Below are 25,127 nucleotides of genomic sequence, written 5' to 3'. Positions count from 1 at the left end.
TACCGGGCAGGGCTCACGCGCCCGTGAGCACCAACCACAGCAGGATCCCGTTGAGCGCGATGAGGAACACGGATGCCGCGACCCCCGCTGCCGTCGTCAGGACGCGGTTCTTGAACCCGCCGAGCACGTCGGCCTTCGCCGTCAGTGCGACGAGGGGGATGAGGGCGAAGGGGATGCCGAACGACAGCACGACCTGGCTCAGCACGAGTGCGAGCGTCGGGTCGATCCCGGCGGCGAGGATGATGAGCGCCGGGATGAGGGTGACCAGGCGCCGGGCCAGCAGCGGCACCTTGATGCGCAGGAGCCCGTGCATGATCTCGGCGCCCGCGTACGCGCCGACCGACGTCGAGGCCAGGCCGCTCGCGAGCAGGCCCACCGCGAACAGCGTCGCGACGGCCGGGCCGAGGCCCGCGTCGAGCGCCGCGTACGCGCCCTCGAGCGTGTCGGTTCCCGGAACCCCGGCGAGGTTGGCCGCGGCCAGCAGGAGGATGCAGAGGTTCACGGTGCCCGCGATGAGCATCGCGATCGTGACGTCCCACTTCGTCGCGCGCAGCAGGCGCGAGGTCGAGATGCCGCGGAGCTCTTCGAGCGGGGCCGGGATGCGGGCGCCGGGGCCGTCGTCCTGGAGGGGAGCCGTGCGTGCAGGGCTCATGGCCGCCGCCGGGGCGAAGCGATCGCGGGCGAGCGCACTGTGCGCGTAGATCGCGTGGGGCATGATCGTCGCGCCGAGGATCGAGGCGGCCAGGAGCACCGAGCCGGTGTCCTCGAACCGCGGCACCAGTCCGCCGACGACGCCGGCGGGGTCGGGCGGAGCGATGAAGACGCCGTACGTGAAGCCGATCGCGATGATCGCGACGAGGCCGATCACGACGAACTCGAACGTGCGCGGACCGCGCTTGGACTGCAGCAGCAGCAGCGCGATCGACACCGTGCCCGTGATGACGCCGCCCCACAGCAGCGGCACATCGAACAGCAGGTTGAGGGCGACGGCCCCGCCGATCACCTCGGCGATATCGGTGGCCATGGCGACGAGCTCGGCCTGCAGCCAATACGCGCGGCGTCCCCACGCGCTGCCGATGCGCTCGCCGAGGGTCTCGGGCAGGCTCTTGCCCGTGACGATGCCGAGCTTGGCGGACAGGTACTGGATCAGCCACGCCATCACGTTGCCGAGCACCACGACCCAGACCAGGAGGTACCCATAGACCGCGCCGGCGGTCATGTTGCTCGCGACATTGCCCGGGTCGAGGTAGGCCACGCCCGCGACCAGGGCGGGACCGATCAGCCATGCCGCACGCGGCACCGTCGCCTTGCGGGCGCGACGCAGGGCCTTCGCGTCGGCTGCGGGCTGCGGCATCCGGTCTTCGTCGACCAGAGGATTTTTCGGCATACCGAAATACTAGGGCATATTTCGGTGCGCCGAAAAGTGTTCCGAGGGTCTCGCGGCGAGACAACGCCGAGAGTGCACGAACGACGTGTCCGCGCTGCCCGGGTTGCGATTCCTGCACTCTCGGCTGGTTCGGAGCCGGGTAGCCTGACCCGGTGACCGAGCCCGCCGCCCCCGAGCCCGAGCCGACGCTGCCGTACGGCGTGGGGCCGTGGCCCGGCGACCCGGACGCGTGGCCGGATGACCCGCGCTACGACCGCGAACTGCTCGGACACGGCGACACGCGCAACGTCGCGGACGAGTTCCGGTACTGGAGCATGGACGCCATCGTCGCCGAGCTCGACCGGCGCCGGCACGGCTTCCACGTGGCGATCGAGAACTGGCAGCACGACATGAACATCGGCTCGATCGTGCGCAGCGCGAACGCGTTCCTCGCCGCCGAGGTGCACATCGTCGGCAAGCGCCGCTGGAACCGCCGTGGGGCGATGGTCACCGACCGCTATCAGCACGTGCGGCACCACGAGGACGTCGCGGCCTTCACGCAGTGGGCGGATGCCGCCGCCCTGCCGATCATCGCGATCGACAACGTCGACGGCTCGGTGCCGCTCGATCACGCCGATCTTCCCGAGCGGTGCGTGCTGCTGTTCGGCCAGGAGGGTCCCGGGCTCTCGCCCGAGGCTCTCGCCGCGGCATCCGCGGTCGTCGAGATCACCCAGTACGGCTCGACGCGGTCGATCAACGCCGGCGCCGCCGGCGCGGTGGTCATGTACGAGTGGTGCCGTCGCTGGGCGTGAGCCCCGGCATCCTCACGCCCCGGCGGTCATCCAGGCGGCGCCGCGCACGCGCCAGCCCAGCGTCGCGAGCCGCGCGAGCATGTACACCCCGAAGAACGCCACCGACAGCCATGCCAGGCCGGCGGCCCCGGGCGGCTGGAGCACCCCGACGAGCACCAGCGCGGGCAGGTAGGGGATGAGGTTGAGGCCGCCGGCGATCGCCAGGTACTTGGCGTCGCCCGCGCCGATCAGCACGCCGTCGAGCACGAACACGATGCCGCAGACGGGCTGCGCGATCGCCAGCACGATGAGCGCCGGCTGCACCAGGGCGGCGACGGCGGGGTCGCCGGTGAAGAGGAGCCCGATGACTCCCGACAGCGCACCGATCGCGACCCCGACGATGACGCCGAACCACGCGCCCCACGCCAGAGTCCGGCCGAGCACGCGCCGCACGAGCGGGATGTCGTCGGCGCCCAGGCCCTTGCCGATGAGGGCCTGCGCCGCGATCGCCAGGGCGTCGAGGGCGAACGCCGCCGTCGAGAAGATCGTGAACGCGACCTGCCAGCCGGCGAGCTCCTCAGTGCCGAGCATGGTCGCGACCGCGACCGTCGCGAGCAGCGCGATGCGCAGCGACACGGTGCGCAGGAACAGCCAGCCGCCGGAGCGCGCCGAGCCGCGCACGCCCTCGCGGTGGGGTCGGACGGATGCCGCGTGCCGGCGTGCCAGCCGGCCGACGACCAGCACGTAGGCGCCGACCATTCCCCACTGGGCGAGCACCGTGCCGACCGCGGACCCGGCGATGCCCCACCCGAAGCCGTAGATGAAGAGCCAGTTGAGGCCGGCGTTCGCGGCGAAGCCGATGCCGGCGATCCACAGCGGGGTGACGGTGTCCTGCATGCCGCGGAGCAGCCCGGTCGCCGCGAACACGATCAGCATCGCCGGGAGACCCCACATCGAGATCCCGAGGTAGATCTCGGCCTGCTCGGCGACCGCGGCATCCGCTCCGAACAGCCCGACCAGCAGCGGGGTGGCGAGGTAGCCGCCGAGCGCGAGCGCGGCGCCGAGCCCGAGCGCGAGCCACATGCCGTCGATGCCGACCGAGACGGCGCGCGTCGGATCGCCGGCGCCGAACCGCCGCGCCACGGCCGGAGTCGTCGAGTACGCCAGGAAGACCATGAGCCCGACGATCGTCTGCAGCACGGCGGACGCAATGCCGAGGCCCGCGAGGGGAGTGACGCCCAGGTGCCCGACGAGGGCGGAGTCCACGAGCAGGAACAGCGGCTCGGCGACGAGAGCGCCCAGCGCCGGGACGGCGAGCCGCAGGATGTCGCGGTTCAGCGTCGCGGGCATGCTCGTCACGCTTCGAGCCTAGGCCGGGCGCCGGACGGCGCGTTTCGTCTCGCTGTGCTCGCTCAACGACCGAGCCTGGCCGGCTGCGACGAGTGTGCGCATATCCTGGGACGCATGACCGACGCCCCCCGTTCCGGTCTCGCGCTCGAGGAGCTCAGCGCCGAGATCCGCCCGCAGGACGACCTCTTCCGCCACGTCAACGGAGCGTGGCTGGAACGCACCGAGATCCCCGACGACAAGGCCCGCTGGGGCTCGTTCCACCTCATCGCCGAGCAGGCCGAGAAGGACGTCCACGCCATCGTCGAGGAGTCCAGGGATGCCGAGCCGGGTACCGAGACCCGCAAGATCGGCGACCTCTACACGAGCTTCATGGATACCGAGCGGGTCGAGGCGCTGGGCGCCGCCCCGCTGCGCGACGCGCTCGCCGCCGTCGATGCGGTGACCGACATCCCCGGTTTCCTCCGCACCATCGGCGCCCTCGAGCGCGACGGCGCAGCCGGCCTCATCCACCTGTACATCGAGCCCGACCCGGGCAACCCGACCCGGTACGTGCCGTTCTTCATCCAGGGCGGCCTGTCGCTTCCCGACGAGAGCTACTACCGGCTCGAGAACTTCGAGGCGACGCGCACGGCGTTCCGCGCCCACGTGCAGAAAATGCTCGAGCTCGCCGGGGTGGACGAGGCCGCGGCATCCGCCGACCGCGTCGTCGCGCTCGAGACAGAGCTGGCCACGCACCACTGGGACAACGTCAAGAGCCGCGACGCCGTCGCGACCTACAACCTGCTGCCGTGGGATGACGTCCAGGCGCTCGCGGGCATGGACCTCAGCCCATGGCTCGAGGGACTGGCTCCCGAGCACGGCGCGGTGTTCACCGAGATCAACGTGTACCAGCCCAGCTTCCTCGAGGGGCTCGGCGCGCTGCTGCGCGAGGACCGGCTCGAGGACTGGAAGGCTTGGCTGCGCTTCTCGATCGTGCACGGCTCGGCGGCCTTCCTGTCGGAGGAGTTCGTCGCCGAGAACTTCGCCTTCTACGGCACGCAGCTCACCGGCGTGCCGGTGAACCGCGAGCGGTGGAAGCGCGGCGTCGGTCTCGCCGAGGCGGCCCTCGGCGAGGCGATCGGCAAGGTGTACGTCGAGCGGCACTTCCCGCCCACCGCGAAGGCGGAGATGGATGAGCTGGTCGCCAACCTGATCGAGGCGTACCGCCAGTCGATCACCGGCCTGGAGTGGATGACGCCCGAGACCCGTCAGCGCGCTCTGGCGAAGCTCGACGCGTTCACGCCCAAGATCGGCTTCCCCGTGAAGTGGAAGGACTACTCCGCGCTCGAGATCGACGCCGCCGACCTGATCGGCAACGTCCGCCGCGCCCACATCTGGGAGCACGACCGTCAGCTCGGCAAGGTCGGTCAGCCGATCGACCGCGACGAGTGGTACATGACCCCGCAGACCGTCAACGCGTACTACAACCCGTTGATGAACGAGATCGTCTTCCCCGCGGCGATCCTGCAGTACCCGTTCTTCGAGGCCGATCGCGACGCCGCCGCCAACTACGGCGGGATCGGCGCGGTCATCGGTCACGAGATCGGGCACGGCTTCGACGACCAGGGCAGCCGGTTCGACGGCGACGGATCGCTGCGGGACTGGTGGACCGACGACGACCGCACTGCGTTCGAAGAGCGCACGACCGTGCTCATCGCCCAGTTCGACGCGCTCTCCCCGCTGGGGCTCGACGGCGACCACACCGTGAACGGATCGCTCACGGTCGGCGAGAACATCGGCGACCTCGGCGGGCTGGGCATCGCGCTGAAGGCGTACGAGCTCTCGCTCGGCGGCGAAGAGGCGCCGGTCATCGACGGGTTCACGGGCGTGCAGCGCCTGCTGCTCAGCTGGGCGCAGATCTGGCAGCAGAAGGGACGGGATGCCGAGACCATCCGCCTCCTGACGGTCGACCCGCACTCGCCCAATGAGTTCCGCTGCAACCAGATCGTGCGTAACATCGACGCGTTCTACGACGCGTTCGGCGTGACGGAGTCCGACGAGCTCTGGCTCGACGAGAACCAGCGCGTCACCATCTGGTGAGGGGGCGGGCAGCGCCCGTCCGAGAGCACCCCGATCCCGTAACCCACCCCATCACCGGAAGGACCCCACCTGTGGGCACCGAGCCCAGAAGGGACGCCGAGTCGCTGCGGGGGGCGCGACGGAGCTCGAACCGGCGACCGCTCAAGCGGGCGAACGCCGGTCGCCGGACGTTCACCTCGACGCTCAAGGCGCTCGAGGAGCTGGCGGCATCCGGTGCGAAGGTGTCGGTGCGCATCACGGACCTGGACCGCGGCACGGCGGTGCTTGCCGGGGACGACTTCGTGACGCTGCCCGTCGCCGGGCTCGGGGTGGTGCCGCTGCTCATCGAGGTGGCGGCGGAGTTCGAGTCGGGCGTGCTCGACCCGCTCGAGATCATCGACCGGGCGCACATCCCCCCGGTCCGCGACGGCGGGGTCTGGCAGCACCTCAAGGCGCCGGCGCTGCCGCTGTGCGACCTCGCGGTGCTGACGGCATCCACCGGCGATGCACTGGCGACCAACGCGTTGCTCTCGCGAGTGGGTCTGCCGGCGGTGCGGGCGCGGCTCGAGGACCTGGGCATGACCCGGTCGGCGCTGCTGGACCGCATGCGCGACGAGCGCGGGCCCGACGACGCCCCGCACTTCGCGCTCGGGTCCGCCGGTGAGCTCGCCGAAGTGTTCGCCGCCCTGGTGAACTCGCAGGTCGTCTCACCGAGCGTGAGCGCGCAGGTCGCGGAGTGGCTGAGCCTGAACCACGATCTCTCGCTCGTCGCCTCGGCGACGGGGCTGGACCCCTTCGCCCACGACGATGACGAGTACGGGCTGCTCTTCATCAACAAGACGGGCCGGGATGCCGGCATCCGGGTCGAAGCCGGTGTCCTGGCGGGCCCCCGTGCGGGCGTCTCGTATGCACTCATCGTGTGCTTCGACGACCTGTCGATCATGCACCGCCTGCGCGCGCACGAGGCGTTCCGCACCCTGGGGACTGAACTGATGGAGTACGTCTTCTAGAGCTTGGCCCGCAGCACCGCGACGGTCGTGATCGCGAGCACGACCACGCCGATCGACTCGACGATCACGGTCTCGCGCACGAGCGTGAAGTCCCAGTCGGTGGTGATCCCGAAGAGCCCCACGGTCAGTGCGAGCACGAGTGCCAGCAGCGTCGCGATCATGAACAGCAGGCTCAGCACCGCCGCGAACTGCAGCAGGCGCCCGCGCAGCACCAGCATCGCGATCGCGAGCACGAGTCCGGCCAGCGCGTTGAGGAAGAACATGACCCCCAGCACGCCGCCGACGCCGTTGAAGATCAGATACAGATGGATGCCGCCTGCCGCCAGCAGCAGCACGGCGCTCAGGATGCGCAGGGCCCACAGGCCTCCCCGAGAGCGATCGGTCATCGGACGGCTCCCTTCGTCTTCTGGCCCGCAGCCGGGCGGGCGGTGCTGCGGTGCCGACGGGCGAAGAGCCACAGCACGTCCCTCCCGAACGACTCCACCAGCAGGGCGAGGGCGATCAGGACAGCGCCGGCCGACGCCCACGGGGGAAGGATTCCGGATGCCGCAGCCACCAGTGCGATCCCGGCGACGGCCGTGACCACCTTCCGCCAGTAGCGCGGCGGCAGGGTCGCCCGCATCCAGGGCAGAAGCCAGCCCGCCACCACGAAGGCGTACCGCAGCAGGCCGATCAGCAGCACCCACCAGCCCAGCTCCGGTGCGAGGTACGCGCTCAGGACGAGCAGCAGGAACGCGTCGACCTCCATGTCGAACCGCGCGCCCAGGTCGCTCACGCTGTGGGTGCGGCGGGCGAGCCAGCCGTCGACCGCATCGAGCGCCAGGGAGACCGCGGCCAGCACGGTCAGCAATGCGACCGGCACCGGCGCCGTGAACGAGGTCGCCACCAGCGCCGTGACAAGGGCGACGAGCGTGGAACGGAGCGTCGTGGCCCAGTTGCCCCAGCCGATCTCGGACATCCCGCTGCGGTGCAACCCCCTGGCGAGGAGTCCGTCCGACACGACAAGGTAGAGGAATCCGGCGGTCCATCCGGCCGCCGAGAGCGAAGACAGCCGGTCGAGGGCGACCAGGCCCAGCGTGCCCGCCGCGAGCGACAGGAGGGGAGCCAGATGGATCTTCGGCATGGAGAGCTCCCTTCCTCGGTCATGGATACCACCTGGCAGGTGCGTCCGGCGAGGGCCTTGATCTCAGCGACGCGGGTGTGCCGCCGATGAAGGCGACGGCGTTCTGGGTGGAGAGCCCCGGCACAGGATCCCTCCGCAGTGAGGTCGTGGACGCGCCCGTGGACGGCGAGGTTCTCGTCCGGACTCTGTGGAGCGGCATCAGCCGTGGGACGGAGTCGGTGGTGTTCCGCGGCGAGGTGCCCGAGAGCGAGCGGCTGCGCATGCGGGCACCGTTCCAGCAGGGCGACTTCGGCGGACCGGTGAAGTACGGCTACCTGAACGTCGGCGTCGTCGAGCAGGGGCCGCCCGCCCTCGCGGGCAGGGCCGTCTTCGCACTCCACCCGCATCAGTCGGCCTTTGTGGTTCCGGAGTCGGCGGTGCACGTCGTGCCGGACGACGTGCCGCCGCGGCGGGCGGTGCTCGCGGGTGCGGTTGAGACGGCCGTGAACATCCTCTGGGATGCCGCCCCACTCGTCGGGGATCGCCTCACGGTGATCGGTGCGGGGATGATCGGGTGCTCGGTGGCGCGGCTCGCACGGGGCGTCCCCGGAGTCGAGGTCACGGTCGTCGACATCGACCGGGCGAAAGCGGACGTGTGCGAGCGACTCGGCGTCGCTTACGCCCATCCGGACCATGCGCCTCGTGATCGCGACATCGTGGTCGATGCCAGCGGTTCCGGCGACGGCCTGCAGCTGGCGATCGAGACGGCGGGGACAGAGGGCGAGATCATCGAGGCCAGCTGGTTCGGCGATCGGGCCGTCAGCGTCCGGCTCGGCGGGGACTTCCACTCCCGCAGGCTGTCGATCCGGTCCAGCCAGGTGGGAATGGTCGCCCCGCGTCGGCGCGGGAGCCGGTCGACGGCCGACCGGCTGGCGCTGGCGCTGGGGCTGCTGCGCGACCCGGCCTTCGACGCGCTGCTGACCGGTGACTCGTCCTGGCGCGACCTTCCGGTCGTCATGGCCGAGATCGCGTCGGGGTCTTCGCCGGGGCTGTGCCACACCATCGACTGGAGGGATGCGGGATGAGCTATTCCGTGACGGTTCGGGACCACATGATGATCGCGCACAGTTTCACCGGCGAGGTCTTCGGGCCGGCGCAGCGACTGCACGGCGCGACCTACGTCGTCGATGCGACCTTCCGTGCGGCCGACCTCGACGCAGACGGCGTGGTCGTCGACATCGGACGCGCATCGGAGGCGCTGCACGGCATCCTGGCCGCATTGTCGTACCGGAATCTCGATGACGAGCCGGAGTTCGCGGGCGTCAACACGACGACTGAGCGACTGTGCAGCGTCATCGCGGAGCGGCTCATCGCCGCGGTGCGTGCCGGATCTCTCGGGGATGGCCACCTCACCGGACTCGAGGTCACGCTGCGCGAGTCGCACATCGCGTGGGCCTCGTTCGAGGTCGAGCTGTGACGACGCCGATCGTCTGGCTCGTCGTGCCCGCAGGGTTCGACCACCCCGACCGCGTGAGCGGCGGCAACGTGTACGACCAGCGGGTGGCCGCCGGCCTGCGCGCGCTCGGCTGGGACGTGCGTCTCGTCGAGGTGGACAGGGAAGTTTTCTCCGTACCCGACCCGTTCGGCGAGCTTCCGGCCGGCGGGCTCGTCCTCGTCGACGGCCTGGTCGCCACGTACCTGCCCGCCGCGGTCGGAATCGCGGCGAGGCGGCTGCGCGTCGTCCTCCTGGCGCACATGCTCGTCGCGGCCTTCCCGGATGCCGACGCGCGCGCCGTCGACGCCGAGCGCAGGGCGCTGGCCCCCGCGCACCGCATCATCGCGGTCAGCGTCTGGCTGCGCGACGAGCTGGTTCAGCGAGGTCTGGGCACAGCCGAGCACACCTCGGTGGCCACGCCCGGTGCGGACGTCGCACCGATCGCGGAAGGCACGCCGACCGGTGGATCGCTCCTGTGCGTCGGCACGGTCGCGCCGCACAAGGGCCAGGACACGCTGATCCAAGCCCTGATCGAGCTGGGATCCGGTGCGACGTGGACGTGCACGATCGCTGGCTCCGGCGCCGTCGCGCCCGGGTTCGCGGATCGCGTGGCCGCGGACGCGGCACGGGCCGGACTGTCGGAGCGCATCGCGTGGGCGGGCGTGCTCGGCCGGAAGGAGCTCGACGGCGCCTACGATCGGGCGGACGTGCTGGTCGCGCCGTCGCGCACCGAGAGCTACGGCATCGCCGTCGGAGACGCCCTGCGTCGCGGCATCCCGGTCATCGCGAGCCGGGTCGGCGGCATCCCCGAGGCGGCCCAGCCGGCCGATGCGGCGATCCTCGTGCCCCCCCAGGATCCCGCGGCACTCGCCCTCGCGCTGCGGCGCTGGATCGAGGACCCCGCGCTCCGCACCAGGATGTCGGCCGCAGCGACGCGGGCCGCCCCTCACCGTCGCGAGTGGAGCGACACCGCGAAAGACGTGCACACGGTGCTGGCGGCACTCACATGAGCGTCGTCATCCCCGTGTCGGCGGACTGGCTGACCCTGCGCGAGAAGGCCGATGCCCGCTCACGGTCCATCCCACTGGCGAACCGCGCGGCCCGGCTGCTCCGCGCGCCGGTCACCGTCCACGATCTCGGCTGCGGCACCGGATCCATGGTCCGCTGGCTGGCGCCGCTGCTGCCGGGGCCGCAGGCCTGGGTGCTGCACGACTGGAACGCCGAACTGCTGGCGCACGCGGCCAGCGTGCCGGTGAACGCCGCCGACGGAACGCCGATCGGGATGACCACGAGGGTCGGGGAGCTCGCCGAGATCCACGAGGATCAGCTCGCCGGCGCCTCCCTCGTCACGGCGTCCGCGCTCCTGGACGTGCTGTCCGACGATGAGGTGGCGGCGATCGTCGGCGCCTGCGTCGCTGCCCGCGTGCCAGCCCTGTTCGCCCTGTCGGTGACCGGCCGGGTGACGATCGATCCCGCCGATCCCGGCGACGACGCCTTCGAGGCGGCGTTCAACGAGCACCAGCGGCGGACGGTGCACGGCCGCGGCCTGCTGGGACCGGATGCCGCAGCCGCCGTCGCCGGGCACTTCCGCGACGCGGGGTGGAACGTCCGCGTCGCGGCCTCGCCGTGGCGGCTCGACGATCGGCAGCCCGCGCTCATCGAGGAGTGGATCGACGGCTGGCTCGCCGCCGCCGTGGAACAGCGCCCCGACCTGGTCGAGCAGGCAGCGGAGTATGCCGCTCGCCGGGCCGGGCAGCTCGCCTCCGGAGCCCTCCGAGTCACCGTGCAGCATGAGGACCTGCTCGCATGGCCGCCGTGAGCGCCGTGGCGGCTCAGACCGTGATGCCCGCATCGCCGACCCGCCGGTGGGGTCGGTGGGGTCGCGCGGTGATCGGCGCGGCCATCGTCGTCGCGCTGGTCGTGCTCGTCGGCGCGGAGCCGTTCGTGCGCGGGTTCGCCGCGATCTCCCCGGCCGCGATCGCGGCGGCGACGGCCCTCGCGGCGGTGGCCACCCTGGCCGCGGCGTGGAGGTGGCGGATCCTGGCCAGGCGCCTGGGACTGCGGCTCGGCTGGCGCGAGTCCGTCGGCGCGTACTACCGGTCGCAGTTCCTGAACACCGTCCTGCCGGGAGGCGTGGTCGGCGACGTGAGCCGAGCGGTCTCGCACGGCCAGAGCGTCGATCACGTGGCGCAGGCCTCCCGAGCGGTCGCGGCCGAACGCGCCGCGGGCCAGGTCGTGCAGCTCGTCCTCGCTCTGGGGGTTCTGGTATCGCTGGGCTTCTCGGCCTACCCTCCGGCCGTCACTCTGATCCTCGTGTCGATCGGGCTGGTCGCCGCGACCGCGGTGATCACCAGGCTGAGTTCGCGTGCCCGCCGGGCACTGCGCCGCGAGCTGACGATCCTGCGCTCGGCATTCGGCAGCGTGGGGGCGGTGGTGGGCGTCGTGGTGGCGTCTGCGGTCGTGGTCGTCGCGCACGTCGCCACCTTCCTGGTCGCCTGCGCCGCGACGGGCATCGAGGCGACGCCCGAGCGCATGACGGCCGCGGCGGTCATCGCCGTGCTCGCGTCGTCCATCCCGTTGAGCATCGGCGGGTGGGGTCCGCGCGAAGGCGCCGCAGCGTGGGCCTTCGGCGCGGCGGGGCTCGGCGCGGCGGCGGGCATCACCGCGGCGACCGCGTACGGCGTGCTGGCGACCATCGCGCTCGCGCCGGGAGCCGCGCTCCTCGCGGTGGCGCTGCTGCGCAGGCGTCGCCGTGCCGAGGTGCTCTCAGGGCCGGTGCACTCATGACGCGGCCGTACATCACCCTGAGCTGCGCGATGTCGATCGACGGCTACCTCGACAGCGACACTCCGCGACGCCTCGCGATGTCCAACGCCCAGGACTTCGACCGGGTGGACCAGCTGCGCGCCGACAGCGACGCCATCATGGTCGGGGCGTCGACGGTGCGGCGGGACGATCCTCGTCTGCTGGTGCGGAGCGCCGAGCGACGGATGCAGCGGCTCGCCGCCGGCCGCACGGCATCGCCGTCGAAGGTCACGGTGACCGCGAGCGGCGATCTGCCCCCGGCATCGTCGTTCTTCACGGCCGGCGACTCGGACAAGCTCGTCTACTGCCCGCGTCCCGCCGCCGGCCGGATCGCGGCGGCGCTGGGCGAGGTGGCCACGATCGTCGCGCTCGGCGACGCGGTGACCATGCGGGACGTGGCGACCGACCTGGCCGACCGGGGCGTTCGTCGGCTGATGGTCGAGGGCGGTGGCCGCCTGCACACGCAGTTCCTCGTGGACGACCTCGCCGACGAGCTGCAGCTCGTCATCGCGCCGTTCTTCGTCGGCGAGTCCGCTGCCCCCCGCTTCGTCGGGTCGGGGAGCTTCCCGTGGACGGCGAGCAGACGCGCGCGGCTCGCAGAGACCCGCCGGATCGCCGACGTCGTCCTGCTGAGGTACGCGCTCTCGGACCGTTTCGAGGAGACGGCCACCGATGGCTCCGGCCCCTGACCTCCCGGCCATCGAGCTGCCCGCCGCAGCGGATCGTCGCAGGCGGCGAGCCGTGGCGCTGACCGCGGTCGCCTGCGCGGCGCTCGTCGTGGTGCCGCTCATCCCGGGCGCACTGGGCGCGACGGGCGCCAGGGCGCTGTTCGGGCTCCCCGCCGAGTCCATCGCCGTGCTGCTCCTGCTCGTCGCTCTCGCCCGACCCTCGCTGCGCGTCGCCGCGGCAGCGGTGTTCGCGGTGGTCGTGATCGCGGGGACGGTCGTCGCGATCTTGGACGCCGCCTTCGTGGCGACGGTCGATCGCCCCTTCAACCTGGTCGAGGACGGCGGCGCCCTGGTGGCGGCATCCGGCGTCGTCGCCGATGTCATGGGGCCGGTGGGTGCGGCATCCGTTCTCGCGGTCGTCGGAGTACTCGTCGTTCTCGCCGTCGTGGCGATGACGCGCGCGGCGGTTCGCGTCGGCGGCGGCCTGCGCGACGCCGGGCGCGACGGCCGCATCGCGCTCGCCGTGGCGGCGTCGGCCTGGATCGTCTGCGCCATCGTGGGCGCCGAGGTGGTTCCCGGGGTTCCGGTCGCGGCCTCGCGCGCCGGAGATGCGCTGGTGCAGACGTCGGCTCTCGCTGTGGCGAGCCAGCGTGCGCGGGCGGCGTTCGAGCGCGAGCTGGCGGCGGACTCGTCCTCGGCCGTGCCGCCGGGTGATCTGCTCACCGCGCTCGAGAGCAGGGACGTGATCATCGTGTTCGTCGAGAGCTACGGCCGCACCGCCGTCGAGCCCGCAGACTTCACCGACGGCATCGCCCGAGTGCTCGCCGAGGGGGAGAGCGGACTCGCGCGCACGGGCTATGCCGCTCAGAGCGCCTTCCTCACCTCGCCCACCTTCGGCGGCGAGAGCTGGCTCGCGCACGCAACGCTGCAGAGCGGCCTGTGGGTGGACTCGCAGCAGAAGTACGCGCGGCTTCTCCCGGAGGACCGACTGACCCTGACGCGCGCATTCCGGACGGCAGGCTGGTACACGATGGCGGTCGTGCCGTCGAACACGCGGCCGTGGGAAGCGGGAGAGTCGTTCTACGGGTTCGACGCCGTGCTGGATGCCCGCAACATGGGATACCGCGGCCCCTCCTTCGGGTACGCACGGATGCCGGACCAATTCACCTGGAAGGCCTTCCACGAGCACGCGACGGCGGTGGACTCAGCGCCGGTGATGGCCGAGATCGATCTCGTCTCGTCGCACACGCCGTGGACGCCCTTGCCGCGGCTGGTGCCGTGGGACGACCTCGGCGACGGATCGGTCTTCGAGCCGCAGGCCTCGCAGGGGGAGGCCGCCGTCGTCGCCTGGTCGGACGCGGAGCGCGCCAGGGAGCTCTACGCGGACTCCGTCGAGTACACGCTGGGCGCGATGTTCTCGTACCTCGAGACGTTCGAGTCGGACGCGGTTCTCTTGGTGGTCGGGGACCACCAGCCCGCGCGCATCGTCAGCGGTCCCGACGCCGGGAACGACGTGCCGGTCTCGATCATCGCGGCGGACGCCGAAGTGCTGGAGGCCATCGGCTCGTGGGGCTGGGAGGACGGCGTGCATCCCTCGGACGCCGCGCCGGTGTGGCGCATGGACGAGTTCCGCGACCGCTTCCTCGACGCCTTCAGCGGGTAGACCCGCATCGCTTCAAAAGACGATGGTGTGGTTGCCGTGGCGGATGACGCGGTCCTGCGCGTGCCACAGCACGGCGCGCGAGAGCACCTGGCGCTCGACGTCGGCGCCGCGCCGCGCGAGCTCCGAGACGCTGTCGGCGTGGGTGACGCGGATGGTGTCCTGGTCGATGATCGGACCCTCGTCGAGGTCGTCCGTGACGTAGTGCGAGGTCGCGCCGATGAGCTTGACGCCCCGGTCCTTGGCCTTCTTGTACGGCTCGGCGCCGATGAACGCCGGGAGGAACGAGTGGTGGATGTTGATCACCGGCACCTCGAGCTTCTGCAGGAAGTCCGACGACAGGATCTGCATGTAGCGCGCGAGCACGACGAAGTCGACGTTGCCGGCGAGGAGCTTGAGGATCTCGGCCTCCGACGCGGACTTGTCGGGACCGGGCGTCGAGGGGACGTGGAAGAACGGCACCCCGAACGAGCGGACGTCCTCGGCGGCCGTGGTGTGGTTAGAGACCACCATCGGGATCGTCACGGGCAGATCGCCGCGACGGTGACGCCACAGCAGATCGAGCAGGCAATGGTCCTGCTTCGACGCCAGGATCGCCATGCGCTTCGGGACGGACTGATCGGTGATCGTCCAGGCGAGGTCGCTGCCCTCGAGGGTGCGGGCGAGGTCGGCCTCGATCGCGGGAAGTGCCGCGGCCAGATCGGGGCGGTGGAACACGACCCGCTGGAAGTACGCCCCGCCGGTGGGGTCGTCGGAGTACTGGTCGAACGCGACGATGTTGCCCTGATTGCGGGTGATGAGCGCCGAGACGGCGGCGACGATCCCCGGGCGGTCGCTGCCGTGGACGATCAGGCAGGCGTGATCGGGCAGGAGGTGGGGGCTGTGCGCGGCCATGCACTGATTCTGCCCTGTCGCGGGCGAGTCGCCGCGCCGGTGGGGCGAGCGGATGCCGCTACGCAGCCGCGTTCTGCCGGATCAGGTCGCCGTTGCGGGTGCGATGGAGATACTCCGCGACGGCGTCGCGGCTCTTGGTGAGGCACGCCAGGCGCGACTCCAGCGCCTCGAGCTCGTCGGCGAGCTCCTCGGCCAGCGCGCGTGAACAGACCGGCGGGGCGGCCAGTGCGCACTGGCGCTCGAGGTCGAGCACCACGCGGGTCATGCGGGTCGAGAGCCCCGACTGGATGAGTCCGCGCACCCGCGACGCCCGTTCGACATCGGCCTCGGTGTAGGCGCGATACCCGTTCGTCGACCGCTCGGACTCGAGGAGGCCCTGCTGCTCGTAGTACCGCAGCATTCGGGTGGGAATGCCGGTCCGATCCGCCAGCTCGCCGATCTTCACGCGGATTCCTCCAGGAAGCTTGACATTGACATTAATGTCAAAGTTTAGCCTCGCACCATGACGATCTCAACCGCTGCGGTCGCGGCATCCGCTCCGCCGACCCGCTTCCCTCTGCAGGCGCTCCTGATCCTCAGCTTCGGCGTGCTCGTGACCGTGACCGCCGAGTCCCTCCCCGCCGGCCTGATGCCCGAGATGTCAGCGGATCTCAGCGTGCCGCCGATGCAGATCGGGCTGCTGATCTCGGTGTGGGCGCTGACCGTGATCATCACGAGCATCCCACTCGCGAGGGCGACCGCCCGGTGGGACCGGCGTCTCGTCATCGGAGTCGCCCTGGCCGCGTTCGCGCTCGCCAACGTCGCGACCGCGTTCGCTCCGGCGTACGGCTTCGCCGTCGCCGCCCGTGTCGCCGCCGCCACCGCGCACGGGGTCTTCTGGGCCGTCGTGATCGTGTACGCCAGCGCGCTGCTCACCCCCTCGCACCTGGGGCGCGGGCTCGCGATCGTGACGGCGGGCGGCACGGCCGCCACGGTGGCGGGGCTGCCACTCGCGACCGTGCTCGCGCAGGCCTGGGGATGGCGCGTCACCTTCGTCGTGCTCGGAGCCGTCGCCCTCGGGATCGGCATCGTCGTCATGAAGGGGATGCCGCGGCACGTCCCGCCCGCGCCGGTCGCGGGCGGACGCGATCGCGGGTTCTGGCGCGATCCCTCGCTGCCGGCGCTCGCCGCGTTCGGGGTGGCGTCGATCCTCATCGCGATCGCCCAGTTCGCCTCGTTCACCTACATCCGCCCTTATCTCGAGGTTTCGGCGTCGGTCGAGGCGGAATGGGCGGCGGCGCTGCTGTTCGTCTACGGGGCCGCCGGGATGGTCGGGGTCGTGGCGGCCGGGTTCCTGGCCGACCGCTATCCGCGGGCGTCCCTCAACGCCATACTGGCGCTCTTCGTCGCGGTGTTCGTGGTGCTCACGGTTGCCGCGTCGAACCTCGTCGCCGTGATCGGCGCGCTCGTGGTGTGGGGCTTCGCCATCGGCGCGATGTTCCCGCTGCTGCAGACCACCCTGATGCGGGTGTCGACCGAGCGGACGCGGACCCTGGCCAGCGCCGGCATCGTCGTGCTCTTCAACGTCGGCATCGCGGTCGGCCCGTGGATCGGCGGCCTCGCGGGCGGTGATGTCACGCCCACCGCCACGACGGCGGTCTCGGCATCCGCCATGCTCGCCGCAGCGGTGATCGGCGCCATCGGGGTGATGCTCGCCGGCCGCCGGGCACAGCGGGACGGATGACACGGTTAGACGGCGTGCGCGCGATCGTCAACCCCCTGCGCCCGGAGGGGCGGCCTTGCCTAGCGTGGAGGAACCGCAACAGATCCAGGGAGGAACATCATGAAACCCAGCACGATGACCGCTGAGATCGATGTCGACGCACCGATCCGCGCGGTGTACAACCAGTGGACGCAGTTCGAGTCCTTCCCCGAGTTCCTGCACGCCGTCAAAGAGGTGACGCAGCGCGACGACGCCACCACCCACTGGGTCGTGAGCATCGGCGGCGTCCGCCGCGAGTTCGAGGCCGAGATCACCGAGCAGGTGCCGGACGAGATCATCGCGTGGGCGAGCGTGGACGGCAAGAGCCACAGCGGCAGTGTGCGCTTCGGCCTCAGTGAGGGCACCGGCACTCACGTCAGCCTCGAGATGATGTGGCTTCCCGAGACGTTCGTCGAGCGCGTCGGCGCCGCGCTCGACCTCGATGAGCGGCAGGCCGAGATGGACCTGCGCCGCTTCAAGGAGTTCATCGAGGAGCGCGGCCGCGAGACCGGCGGCTGGCGCGGCGAGATCCACGACGGCGTGCCCGAGCGCGCCGGCGGAACGACGGCCGGGTCCTTCACGGACGAGACGATGGCCACGAGCGGGACCGGCGAGGAGCTCGCGAGCCCCGGCTACATGGCCGATGACGACCTCGGCGTGCCGGGCTACGACACCCCCGCCGCGCCGTACTCCGAAGGCGACGACCGGGTCTAGCGAACGGACTGCCTGATGAGGGGCGTGCTAGCGCACGCCCCTCATCAGCGTGAGAACCGGCTTCACCGAGGCCAGCAGCGCGATGCCGAGCACGATCGCGATGGCGCCCAGGATCGAGAAGTACGGGACCTCGTTGTCGGGATCGTAGAACTGGGCGAGCCAGCCGGCGATCGCGGTGCCGAGGGCGACGGAGAGGAAGAAGAGCGCCACCATCTGCGTGTGGAACGCGTTCGGTGCGAGCTTCGTCGACACCGACAGTCCGACGGGCGAGATCAGCAGCTCCGCCACGGTGAACACGAACAGGATGCCGACGATCGCCAGCAGCGGCGTCGAATTCGCGCCGCCGTTCGCGAAGGGCAGGAACAGCAGGAACGCGATGCCCATGACGATGACGCCGAGGCCGAACTTCACGGGGGTCGACGGCTGACGCGTGCCGAGCTTCGTCCACAGCGCCGCGAACACCCCGGACAGGATGATGATGAAGATCGGGTTGATCGACTGCACGAACGGGACCGGCATCTCCCACCCGAAGATCATGCGGTCGAGCTTCTTGTCGGAGTAGATGGTCAGCACCGTGAACTGCTGCTGATACAGCGACCAGAACCCGACGCTCACGATGAACAGCGGGATGAAGCCGAACACGCGTGAGCGCTCGACGTCCGAGATGCGCTTGCTCGCCAGGATCACCGCGAAATAGGCGACGGTCGCACCGAGGGTGACGAGGATCACCACGCCTGCGAGGTTGTCGGCCCGGATGATGCCCGCCAGCACCAGCACGACGATGAGCGCGATCCCGGCGAGCGCGATGCCGATCATGAGTCCGCGCCGGCTCGTGGGCAGCGGGTTGGGGACCTTCTTCGACTCGGCCGGCAGATTGCGGCGGCCGAACGAGTACTGCGTGAGCCCGATGGCCATGCCGATCGCGGCGAGCAGGAACCCGGCGTGGAAGCCCCACGCGACCTGGGCCGCGCCGGTCAGGATCGGGCCGAGCAGGGCGCCGAGGTTGATGCCGAGGTAGAAGAGCGAGAAGCCGGCGTCGCGCCGGGTGTCGGTCGGCGAGTACAGCGTGCCCACCACCGACGTGGCGTTGGCCTTCAGCCCGCCCGACCCCACGGCGACCAGGACGAGCCCGACTCCGAGTCCCCAGAAGCCGGGGAGGACGGCGAGTCCGATGTGCCCGGCCATGATGACGATGGCGCTGTAGAACAGCACCCGTTCCGAGCCCAGCAGGCGGTCGGCGATCCACGCCCCGAGGATGGTCGACAGGTAGACCGAGCCGCCGTAGGCGCCGACGATCCCGGTCGCCACGGCCTCCGGCATCCCCAACCCGCCTTCGGTGGCGGAGTAGTACATGTACAGGAGCAGGATGCCCTGCATGCCGTAGAAGCTGAACCGCTCCCACATCTCCACGAAGAAGATGTGCATGAGGTCCCACGGCTGCCCGAAGAAGCGCGCGTCGTTCGTGCCCCGCCCGGTCGTCGCCGCGGCGTCGGTGCCGCTGCGTTCGGCGGCGAGAGCACCGGAGGCGGTTCCGGATGCCGCGGCCGCGGTGGCGCCTTCCGGAACGCCGACCGGCACCTGATCCGGCTGCTGATCGTCGCGCTGATCCATCATGGCTCCCGTCGCCGCCCCCCGGTGGATGACGTCAGGCTAGCGGCAGGTGCCCGCGGGTGTCAGCACCCCGCTACTGGGGAAGGGACGGGTGCCGCTCCTGCGGCGAGCGGCGCTTGGGGATGAAGAAAGCCACGGCCAACGCCACGATGGCCGCTGCCCCGCCGAGGATCAGCGACAGCGTGAACCCCTCGGAGGTGGGTACCGGCACCCCTCCGTAGTCGACGGTGTAGGTGGCGAGAACGGCCCCGATGACCGCCGCCGCGGTGCTCGTGCCAAGAGAGCGGAACAGCGCGTTGAGGCCGTTCGAGGCGCCGGTCTCGCTCTGCGGCACGGAGCGCATGATCAGCATCGGCATCGAGGCGTAGCCGAAGCCGATGCCAGCGCCGATGAGGATGTTGGCGACGACGAGATGCCAGACCTCGGACGAGAACAGCAGGGTGAAGCCATAGGCGGCGATCAGCGAGATCGCTCCCAGGAGGAGCAGGAGCTTCGGGCCGGTGCGGACGGCGATGCGGCCCGCGACCGGCGAGAGCACCATCATCACCAGGCCCGACGGCATCACGACGAGGCTCGCGGCCAGGAGCGACAGCCCGAACCCGCCGGTCGCGACCGGCAGCTCGAGCATCTGGGGATAGACGACGTTCGACGCGAACAGCGAGAAGCCCATCGCGATCGAGGCGATGTTCGTGAGCAGCACGGCCGGGCGGGCAGCGACGCGGAGGTCGAGCAGCGGCTCGTCGATGCGCAGCTCGAACCAGCCCCAGGCGAGCAGCACCACCAGGCCGCCGAGACCGAAGGCGAGCACGGGCGGCGAGCTCCAGCCCCACTCGTTGCCGCGCGAGATCGCCAGCAGCACGCCGATGAGGCCGACGGCGAGACCGGCCGCGCCGATGTAGTCGAACCGGCCGGCGGTGCGCAGCACGCTCACGGGCACGATCCACAGTACGAGCGCGAACACGATCGCCCCGAGCCCCGCTGCCATCCAGAAGAGCACGTGCCAGTCGCTGCGCTCGGTGACGAGCGCGCTGATCGGCAGGCCGAGCGCGCCCCCGACGCCGAGGGTCGCGCTCATGAAGGCGATGGCGGAATCGACGCGGTCCTCGTGGAGGACGTCGCGCATGATCGAGATGCCGAGGGGCACGACGCCGACGATCGCCCCCTGCAGCGTCCGGCCGACGATGACGCCGATGATGCCGGTCGACAGGGCCGCGACGACGGAGCCGACGATCATGACCGAGACGAGCACGAGCAGGATCCGGCGCTTGCCGTACATGTCGCCGAGCCGCCCCGAGATCGGGGTGATGACGGCGGCCGCGAGCAGGGTCGAGGTCACGACCCAGGCGGTGTCTTCGCGGCTCGCGTCGAGCAGCTCGGGCAGCTTCGACTGGATCGGCACCATGAGCGTGAACATGAACGACGACGCGAGGCCGGCGGTGGCGAGCACCGCCACGATCGCGCCCTGCCGCGGCATCCGGGTGAGGCGTCTTCTCGCGTCCTCGTCCCTGGAGCCCATCGGTCAAGGCTATCGGCGCCCCGGACGACGGGGTCCGGAGTACCGTGAATCGCATGGCCGACACCGTGACGCCTCCCGGCATCGAGATCCGCCCGCTGCACAGCGTCGAGGAGGTCTTCACCGCCTCGCAGGTGCTCGCCGACGTGTGGGGAGGCGACCGCGGCGGCATGCCGCCCAACCTGCTGCGCGCGCTCGCCCATGCCGGCAACTACGCCGTCGGACTGTACGACGGCGACCGGATGATCGGGGCATCCGTCGCGTTCTTCGCCGAGCCCGCCGCCCGCTCGATGCACAGCCACATCACCGGCGTGCTGCCGGGCAGCCAGAGCCAGGGCCTCGGTCGCCTGCTCAAGCAGCACCAGCGCGAGTGGGCGCTCACGCACGGCGTCGGTCACATCACCTGGACCTTCGACCCGCTCGTGGCGCGCAACGCGCACTTCAACCTGCGGGTGCTCGGCACGCGGGTGACCGAGTACCTCGTGAACCACTACGGCGCGATGGACGACGGCATCAACCGCGGCGACGAGACCGACCGCATCATGGTGTCGTGGGCGCTCGCCGCCCCGCCGGTCGCGACTCCGGCCGATGACCGCGTGGTCGCCTCGGTCGCGGTGCCTCACGACATCGAGACGCTGCGCCGGCAGAATCCCTCGGATGCCGCGGCCTGGCGCGTCCGCGTCCGTGACGGCCTGGTCGCGCACCTCGCTGAGGGCCTCGTGATCGGCGGCTTCGACGACGAGCGCGGCTACCTCCTCGTCAGGCCCTAGCGCGTTCACCGGATCCGGAGACCGGAGTCTCGCGCGAACGGCGGAGGAATCCTGCCGTCCTCGTCCGGCAAGGGTGCCAAAGTCCGAAATCCGGAGCCGCGGGCGGCCGGCACAACCCTAGGCTGACGCTCATGCCCGAGTACCGCGCGCACTTCGATTTCGACATCCGCTTCGCCAACGGGGGAGAGCTTTCCGGCACGGGGTTCCGGCTCGACCTTCCGTCGGCCGACGCCTCGGAGGCCGAGATCGGCCGGCTGCTGATCGGCCACCTCGGGCTCGCGCTCGTCGATGAGGTCGACCTGCGAGGGGTTCGCATCGTGGAGGAGGCGCACCGCGGCAGCCGCGGGATCGAGACGGATGCCGCGCCCCGGCCGCGCATCGTCGACCTCAGCCACCCGATCCGCGCGGGGCTCGTGACCTACCCGGGCCTGCCCGCGCCCACGATCGCCCCGCACCTGACCCGGGAGGACTCGCGGGCGAAGTACGCGCCGGGCACCGAGTTCGCGATGGACATCCTCACGATGATCGGCAACACCGGCACGTACCTCGACAGTCCGTTCCACCGCTACGCGGAGGGCCCGGATCTCGCGGGGCTGGAGCTCAGCACGCTCGTGGGCCTGCGCGCCGAGGTCTTCCACCTCGAGGACTCCTGGACGCCGGATCGCCGCGGCATCCGTCCCGAGACGCTCGCCGATCGCGACGTGCGTGGCGCGGCGGTGCTGCTGCACACGGGCTGGGACCGCTGGTTCGGGCAGCCCGAGTACGCCCACGGCGCGCCGTACCTCACGGGCGAAGGGGCGCAGTGGCTGATCGACGCCGGCGCGGTGCTCGTCGGGATCGACTCGCTCAACATCGACGACACCGAGTCCGGCGGCGAGCGTCCGGCCCACTCGCTGCTGCTCGGCGCCGGGGTGCACGTCGTCGAGCACCTCACGAATCTCGGCTCGCTGCCGCCGCGCGGCGCCCGATTCACAGCCGCTCCGCCGGCGGTCGAAGGGTTCGGAACCTTCCCGGTCCGGGCGTTCGCAGAACTTTCTGCCTGAAACCGCGTACTAAAACGGCGCTTTCGCACTCTCCCCTTGCAGAGACGCAAGAAGGAGAGAGTCATGCGCACGCACCTGGGCACACTGAGGGTCGAACTGGTCGCCTCGCTGCGCCGTGACGGACGCGCCGCGAGCCGTCGGGGCGGTCCGCGCCGCGCGCGCGGCACCTTCGTGCCGGCGGTCGTCGAAGCTCCGCCGATGCGTCTGGCGCACTGACCCGGGAGCCTGTGCCGGGCGTAGCCTGAGCGCATGCCCATCGCCTCGCCCGCGGCATCCGTCGCTCTTGAGGGGTTCGAGCTGCGGGTTCTCAACCTGCCGCTCGTGGCCCCGTTCACCACGTCGTTCGGCACCGAGACCGTGCGCGAGGTCATCGTGGTCCGCGCCCTGACCGGCGGCGCAGAGGGGTGGGGCGAGATCGTGACCGGCGCCGCGCCGCTGTACTCGAGCGAGTACACGCAGAGCGCGTGGGACGTCGCCGTGCGGTGGCTGATCCCCGCGCTGCTCGCGGAGCCGAGCGTCTCCCCCGAGGGCGTCGCCGGCGTGCTCCGGCCCTTCGTCGGGCACCGCATGGTGAAGGCCGGTCTCGAGCTCGCCGTTCTCGACGCGTCGCTGCGCAGCGAGGGCCGCGAGCTCGGCGAATACCTCGGGGCAGTGCGGGATCGCGTGCCGAGCGGGGTGTCGGTGGGCATCCAGCGGGACCCGGCCGCGCTCGTCGACACTGTCGCGGGGTACCTCGAGGAGGGCTACGCGCGCATCAAGATCAAGATCAAGCCCGGCCGCGACATCGCCGACACCGCCGCGGTGCGCGAGGCGTTCGGCACGATCGCCCTTCAGGTCGACGCCAACTCGGCCTACACGCTGGCGGATGGCGACACCCTCGCCGAGCTCGATCGGTTCGACCTGCTGCTGATCGAGCAGCCCCTGCAGGAGGACGACCTCGTCGATCACGCCGCGCTCGCACGCCGGCTGAGCACGCCGGTGTGCCTGGACGAGTCGATCGTCTCGGCGAAAGCGGCGATCGATGCTCTCGCGCTCGGCTCGGCGTCGATCATCAACATCAAGGCCGGGCGAGTGGGCGGCTACCTCGAGGCCCTCGCGATCCACGATCTGTGCCGGGATGCCGGAATCCCGGTGTGGTGCGGCGGGATGCTCGAGACCGGCATCGGCCGCGCGGCGAACGCCGCGCTCGCCGCGCTGCCGGGCTTCACCCTGCCCGGCGACATCTCGGCGTCGAGCCGGTTCTACACGCGCGACATCGTGACCGAGCCGGCCGTGCTCGACGACGGACACGTGCGGGTTCCGGCGGGTCCGGGGCTCGGCGTGCAGGTCGATCTGGACGCCCTCGACGAGTTCACCGTCCTGCGCGAGACGGTCACGCGCTGAGATGAACGGGCGACCCCGGCGCATCGCGGCGACGACCGTCATGGTGATCGCGGCCCTGCTCGCCGGGTGCGCGCCCGCCACCGAGCCGCCGGTGCCGTCCGGCGCGGTGCTCGCCACCGGCGGCTATCCGGACGGCGTCTCGGCCGAGCTGCAGCAGCTGCGCTCCGACGTCGCAGGGCGCGTCGCACAGGTGCTCGTGCGCAACGACAGCGATGAGACGCTGGTCGTCTCGGGGCTCGAAGTGAGCGACCCCCGATTCGACGGGGCGGCGACGCGGACATCGGAGCGCGAGACGGTGATCGCACCCGGCCGGCAGGTCGGCATCCGGGTGCAGCTGCCTCCGGTCGCGTGCGACGAGATCGACGCGGACGCGACGGTCCGGCCGAGTGTCGTGTTCGGGTACACCCTGGGCGGCGTCGCCGGAGCGGCGTCGGCACCGCTGCCGGATCCGCTCGACGTGATCGCGCCGCTGCACGAGCGGGAGTGCCGGGTCGTGCTGCTCTCGCAGGCCGCAGATGTCGCGTTCACGGAATTCACGCCCTCAACCGCCGGCGAGCCGGCTCAGTTGACGCTGACCCTCACACCGACCGGCGCCGGCGGTGCCGGCATCCACTCGATCCAGACGACCAATCTGCTGACCTTCGCCGGGGTGGCAGGCGACGACTACCCGCTCGGTATCGAGTTCGCCGAGGGCGAGAGCGCACCGATCGTCGTCGAACTGCCGCTCGTGCCGTTCCGCTGCGATGCCCACGCCGTGCAGGAGGACAAGCGCGGCACGATCTTCGACCTCGCCGTGCAGATCGACGGTGAGGACGGCGAGATCGAGCTCGCTGCACCCGAAGAGCTGCGGGGACGGATCCTCACCTGGGTCGCCGACTGGTGCGGATTCGGGTCTTAGGCGACTTGTCAAGGCACTCGACGTCCGCCGTCGATCCCGGGATCGTGGGGGCATGACCGGACTTGCAGTGACCCTTCTGATCATCGGCATCGTGCTGCTGCTGCTCGGCGTGTTCGTCGAGGCGGTTCAGTTCCTGCTCTGGATCGGCCTCGTGCTGCTGATCCTCGCCGTCATCGCGTGGCTGATGCGGTTCATCCGCCGTCAGACCTGACCCGGGTGCGGACGAGGCGACGTCGCCCGCACCTCGCCTCGCCC

General features: G+C 71.1%; 26 protein-coding genes. 18 read left to right on the top strand and 8 right to left on the bottom strand.

Features of this window, described 5'->3' with window-relative positions; all coding sequences use genetic code 11:
* Window positions 1-13 precede the first annotated feature (13 nt).
* Window positions 14-1,354 (bottom strand): Nramp family divalent metal transporter, encoded by a 1,341-nt coding sequence (locus tag ASD56_RS03840; RefSeq protein WP_055961389.1) that lies wholly within the window; start codon window positions 1,352-1,354, stop codon window positions 14-16.
* A gap of 185 nt (window positions 1,355-1,539) precedes the next feature.
* On the opposite strand from ASD56_RS03840, the gene ASD56_RS03835 reads away from it, so the two are divergent.
* Window positions 1,540-2,178, top strand: coding sequence for a TrmH family RNA methyltransferase (locus ASD56_RS03835; protein WP_055961386.1), 639 nt, complete (start codon window positions 1,540-1,542; stop codon window positions 2,176-2,178).
* Between the two features lie 12 nt (window positions 2,179-2,190).
* Here ASD56_RS03835 and ASD56_RS03830 read toward each other — a convergent pair whose 3' ends face one another.
* Window positions 2,191-3,507: an MATE family efflux transporter gene (locus ASD56_RS03830; protein WP_055963601.1), complete on the bottom strand. Its 1,317-nt coding sequence runs from the start codon at window positions 3,505-3,507 to the stop codon at window positions 2,191-2,193.
* Between the two features lie 114 nt (window positions 3,508-3,621).
* Here ASD56_RS03830 and ASD56_RS03825 point away from each other — a divergent pair, with 114 nt between their 5' ends.
* On the top strand, window positions 3,622-5,586 hold the full coding sequence (locus ASD56_RS03825; RefSeq protein WP_055961383.1) for a M13 family metallopeptidase: 1,965 nt from the start codon (window positions 3,622-3,624) through the stop codon (window positions 5,584-5,586).
* A gap of 71 nt (window positions 5,587-5,657) precedes the next feature.
* The gene (locus ASD56_RS03820) at window positions 5,658-6,575 is read left to right on the top strand and encodes a serine hydrolase (protein ID WP_055961379.1); all 918 of its coding nucleotides are present in this window, start codon (window positions 5,658-5,660) and stop codon (window positions 6,573-6,575) included.
* Here the strand turns inward: ASD56_RS03820 and ASD56_RS03815 are convergent.
* Entirely contained in the window at window positions 6,572-6,961 is a 390-nt protein-coding gene (locus tag ASD56_RS03815) for a hypothetical protein (protein ID WP_055961375.1), read from the bottom strand. The two genes, ASD56_RS03820 and ASD56_RS03815, sit on opposite strands and share 4 nt — an antisense overlap.
* On the bottom strand, window positions 6,958-7,698 hold the full coding sequence (locus ASD56_RS03810) for a CDP-alcohol phosphatidyltransferase family protein (RefSeq protein WP_082541232.1): 741 nt from the start codon (window positions 7,696-7,698) through the stop codon (window positions 6,958-6,960). Before ASD56_RS03810 ends, ASD56_RS03815 begins: the two co-directional genes overlap by 4 nt.
* Window positions 7,699-7,784: 86 nt before the next feature.
* On the opposite strand from ASD56_RS03810, the gene ASD56_RS03805 reads away from it, so the two are divergent.
* From ASD56_RS03805 to ASD56_RS03775, 7 genes are read left to right on the top strand one after another with little or no spacing between them, the layout of a single operon-like run.
* The gene (locus ASD56_RS03805; RefSeq protein ID WP_055961372.1) at window positions 7,785-8,762 is read left to right on the top strand and encodes a zinc-dependent alcohol dehydrogenase; all 978 of its coding nucleotides are present in this window, start codon (window positions 7,785-7,787) and stop codon (window positions 8,760-8,762) included.
* Window positions 8,759-9,154 (top strand): 6-pyruvoyl trahydropterin synthase family protein, encoded by a 396-nt coding sequence (locus ASD56_RS03800; RefSeq protein WP_055961370.1) that lies wholly within the window; start codon window positions 8,759-8,761, stop codon window positions 9,152-9,154. Before ASD56_RS03805 ends, ASD56_RS03800 begins: the two co-directional genes overlap by 4 nt.
* On the top strand, window positions 9,151-10,182 hold the full coding sequence (locus ASD56_RS03795) for a glycosyltransferase family 4 protein (protein WP_055961367.1): 1,032 nt from the start codon (window positions 9,151-9,153) through the stop codon (window positions 10,180-10,182). The genes ASD56_RS03800 and ASD56_RS03795 overlap by 4 nt, the downstream gene beginning before the upstream one ends.
* Window positions 10,179-10,991, top strand: a complete 813-nt coding sequence (locus ASD56_RS03790) for a class I SAM-dependent methyltransferase (RefSeq protein ID WP_055961364.1) — start codon at window positions 10,179-10,181, stop codon at window positions 10,989-10,991. The genes ASD56_RS03795 and ASD56_RS03790 overlap by 4 nt, the downstream gene beginning before the upstream one ends.
* On the top strand, window positions 10,979-11,959 hold the full coding sequence (locus ASD56_RS03785) for a lysylphosphatidylglycerol synthase transmembrane domain-containing protein (protein WP_082541231.1): 981 nt from the start codon (window positions 10,979-10,981) through the stop codon (window positions 11,957-11,959). The genes ASD56_RS03790 and ASD56_RS03785 overlap by 13 nt, the downstream gene beginning before the upstream one ends.
* Complete coding sequence (locus ASD56_RS03780) at window positions 11,956-12,666, top strand: RibD family protein (RefSeq protein WP_055961361.1); 711 nt, start codon at window positions 11,956-11,958, stop codon at window positions 12,664-12,666. Before ASD56_RS03785 ends, ASD56_RS03780 begins: the two co-directional genes overlap by 4 nt.
* Window positions 12,650-14,308, top strand: coding sequence for a hypothetical protein (locus ASD56_RS03775; RefSeq protein WP_055961358.1), 1,659 nt, complete (start codon window positions 12,650-12,652; stop codon window positions 14,306-14,308). Before ASD56_RS03780 ends, ASD56_RS03775 begins: the two co-directional genes overlap by 17 nt.
* A gap of 12 nt (window positions 14,309-14,320) precedes the next feature.
* On the opposite strand, the gene purU is transcribed toward ASD56_RS03775, so the two are convergent.
* Window positions 14,321-15,199 carry a formyltetrahydrofolate deformylase gene (gene purU / locus ASD56_RS03770; protein WP_055961355.1) on the bottom strand — a complete coding sequence of 293 codons (879 nt, stop codon included), beginning with the start codon at window positions 15,197-15,199 and terminating at the stop codon, window positions 14,321-14,323.
* Window positions 15,200-15,257: 58 nt separating this feature from the next.
* The gene (locus ASD56_RS03765) at window positions 15,258-15,644 is read right to left on the bottom strand and encodes a MerR family transcriptional regulator (RefSeq protein ID WP_055961352.1); all 387 of its coding nucleotides are present in this window, start codon (window positions 15,642-15,644) and stop codon (window positions 15,258-15,260) included.
* A gap of 57 nt (window positions 15,645-15,701) precedes the next feature.
* Here ASD56_RS03765 and ASD56_RS03760 point away from each other — a divergent pair, with 57 nt between their 5' ends.
* Complete coding sequence (locus ASD56_RS03760; RefSeq protein WP_055961349.1) at window positions 15,702-16,922, top strand: MFS transporter; 1,221 nt, start codon at window positions 15,702-15,704, stop codon at window positions 16,920-16,922.
* A gap of 99 nt (window positions 16,923-17,021) precedes the next feature.
* On the top strand, window positions 17,022-17,654 hold the full coding sequence (locus tag ASD56_RS03755) for an SRPBCC family protein (RefSeq protein WP_082541230.1): 633 nt from the start codon (window positions 17,022-17,024) through the stop codon (window positions 17,652-17,654).
* Window positions 17,655-17,681: 27 nt separating this feature from the next.
* Here ASD56_RS03755 and ASD56_RS03750 read toward each other — a convergent pair whose 3' ends face one another.
* Both ASD56_RS03750 and ASD56_RS03745 read right to left on the bottom strand, forming a co-directional pair.
* The gene (locus tag ASD56_RS03750) at window positions 17,682-19,268 is read right to left on the bottom strand and encodes a peptide MFS transporter (protein WP_268777891.1); all 1,587 of its coding nucleotides are present in this window, start codon (window positions 19,266-19,268) and stop codon (window positions 17,682-17,684) included.
* A 70-nt stretch (window positions 19,269-19,338) separates the two neighbouring features.
* Complete coding sequence (locus tag ASD56_RS03745; RefSeq protein ID WP_055961347.1) at window positions 19,339-20,739, bottom strand: MFS transporter; 1,401 nt, start codon at window positions 20,737-20,739, stop codon at window positions 19,339-19,341.
* Between the two features lie 95 nt (window positions 20,740-20,834).
* Here ASD56_RS03745 and ASD56_RS03740 point away from each other — a divergent pair, with 95 nt between their 5' ends.
* The 6 genes from ASD56_RS03740 (at window position 20,835) to ASD56_RS16340 (ending at window position 25,083) form a co-directional block, all read left to right on the top strand.
* Window positions 20,835-21,548, top strand: coding sequence for a hypothetical protein (locus tag ASD56_RS03740; protein ID WP_055961344.1), 714 nt, complete (start codon window positions 20,835-20,837; stop codon window positions 21,546-21,548).
* A gap of 131 nt (window positions 21,549-21,679) precedes the next feature.
* The gene (locus tag ASD56_RS03735; RefSeq protein WP_055961342.1) at window positions 21,680-22,591 is read left to right on the top strand and encodes a cyclase family protein; all 912 of its coding nucleotides are present in this window, start codon (window positions 21,680-21,682) and stop codon (window positions 22,589-22,591) included.
* Between the two features lie 63 nt (window positions 22,592-22,654).
* Entirely contained in the window at window positions 22,655-22,807 is a 153-nt protein-coding gene (locus tag ASD56_RS16130; RefSeq protein WP_157535753.1) for a hypothetical protein, read from the top strand.
* Between the two features lie 33 nt (window positions 22,808-22,840).
* Window positions 22,841-23,974 carry an o-succinylbenzoate synthase gene (menC, locus tag ASD56_RS03730; RefSeq protein WP_055961339.1) on the top strand — a complete coding sequence of 378 codons (1,134 nt, stop codon included), beginning with the start codon at window positions 22,841-22,843 and terminating at the stop codon, window positions 23,972-23,974.
* Window position 23,975: 1 nt separating this feature from the next.
* A complete protein-coding gene (locus ASD56_RS03725; RefSeq protein WP_055961336.1) occupies window positions 23,976-24,872 on the top strand; it encodes a hypothetical protein in 897 nt (298 codons plus the stop codon).
* A 52-nt stretch (window positions 24,873-24,924) separates the two neighbouring features.
* A complete protein-coding gene (locus ASD56_RS16340) occupies window positions 24,925-25,083 on the top strand; it encodes a hypothetical protein (protein ID WP_200947453.1) in 159 nt (52 codons plus the stop codon).
* The last annotated feature ends 44 nt before the right edge of the window (window positions 25,084-25,127 follow it).

It is taken from the genome of Microbacterium sp. Root166 (assembly GCF_001427145.1).
GTDB lineage: Bacteria > Actinomycetota > Actinomycetes > Actinomycetales > Microbacteriaceae > Microbacterium.
The sequence above is the reverse complement of the archived record's forward strand: the minus strand, read 5'-3'. Positions and strand labels throughout refer to the sequence as shown.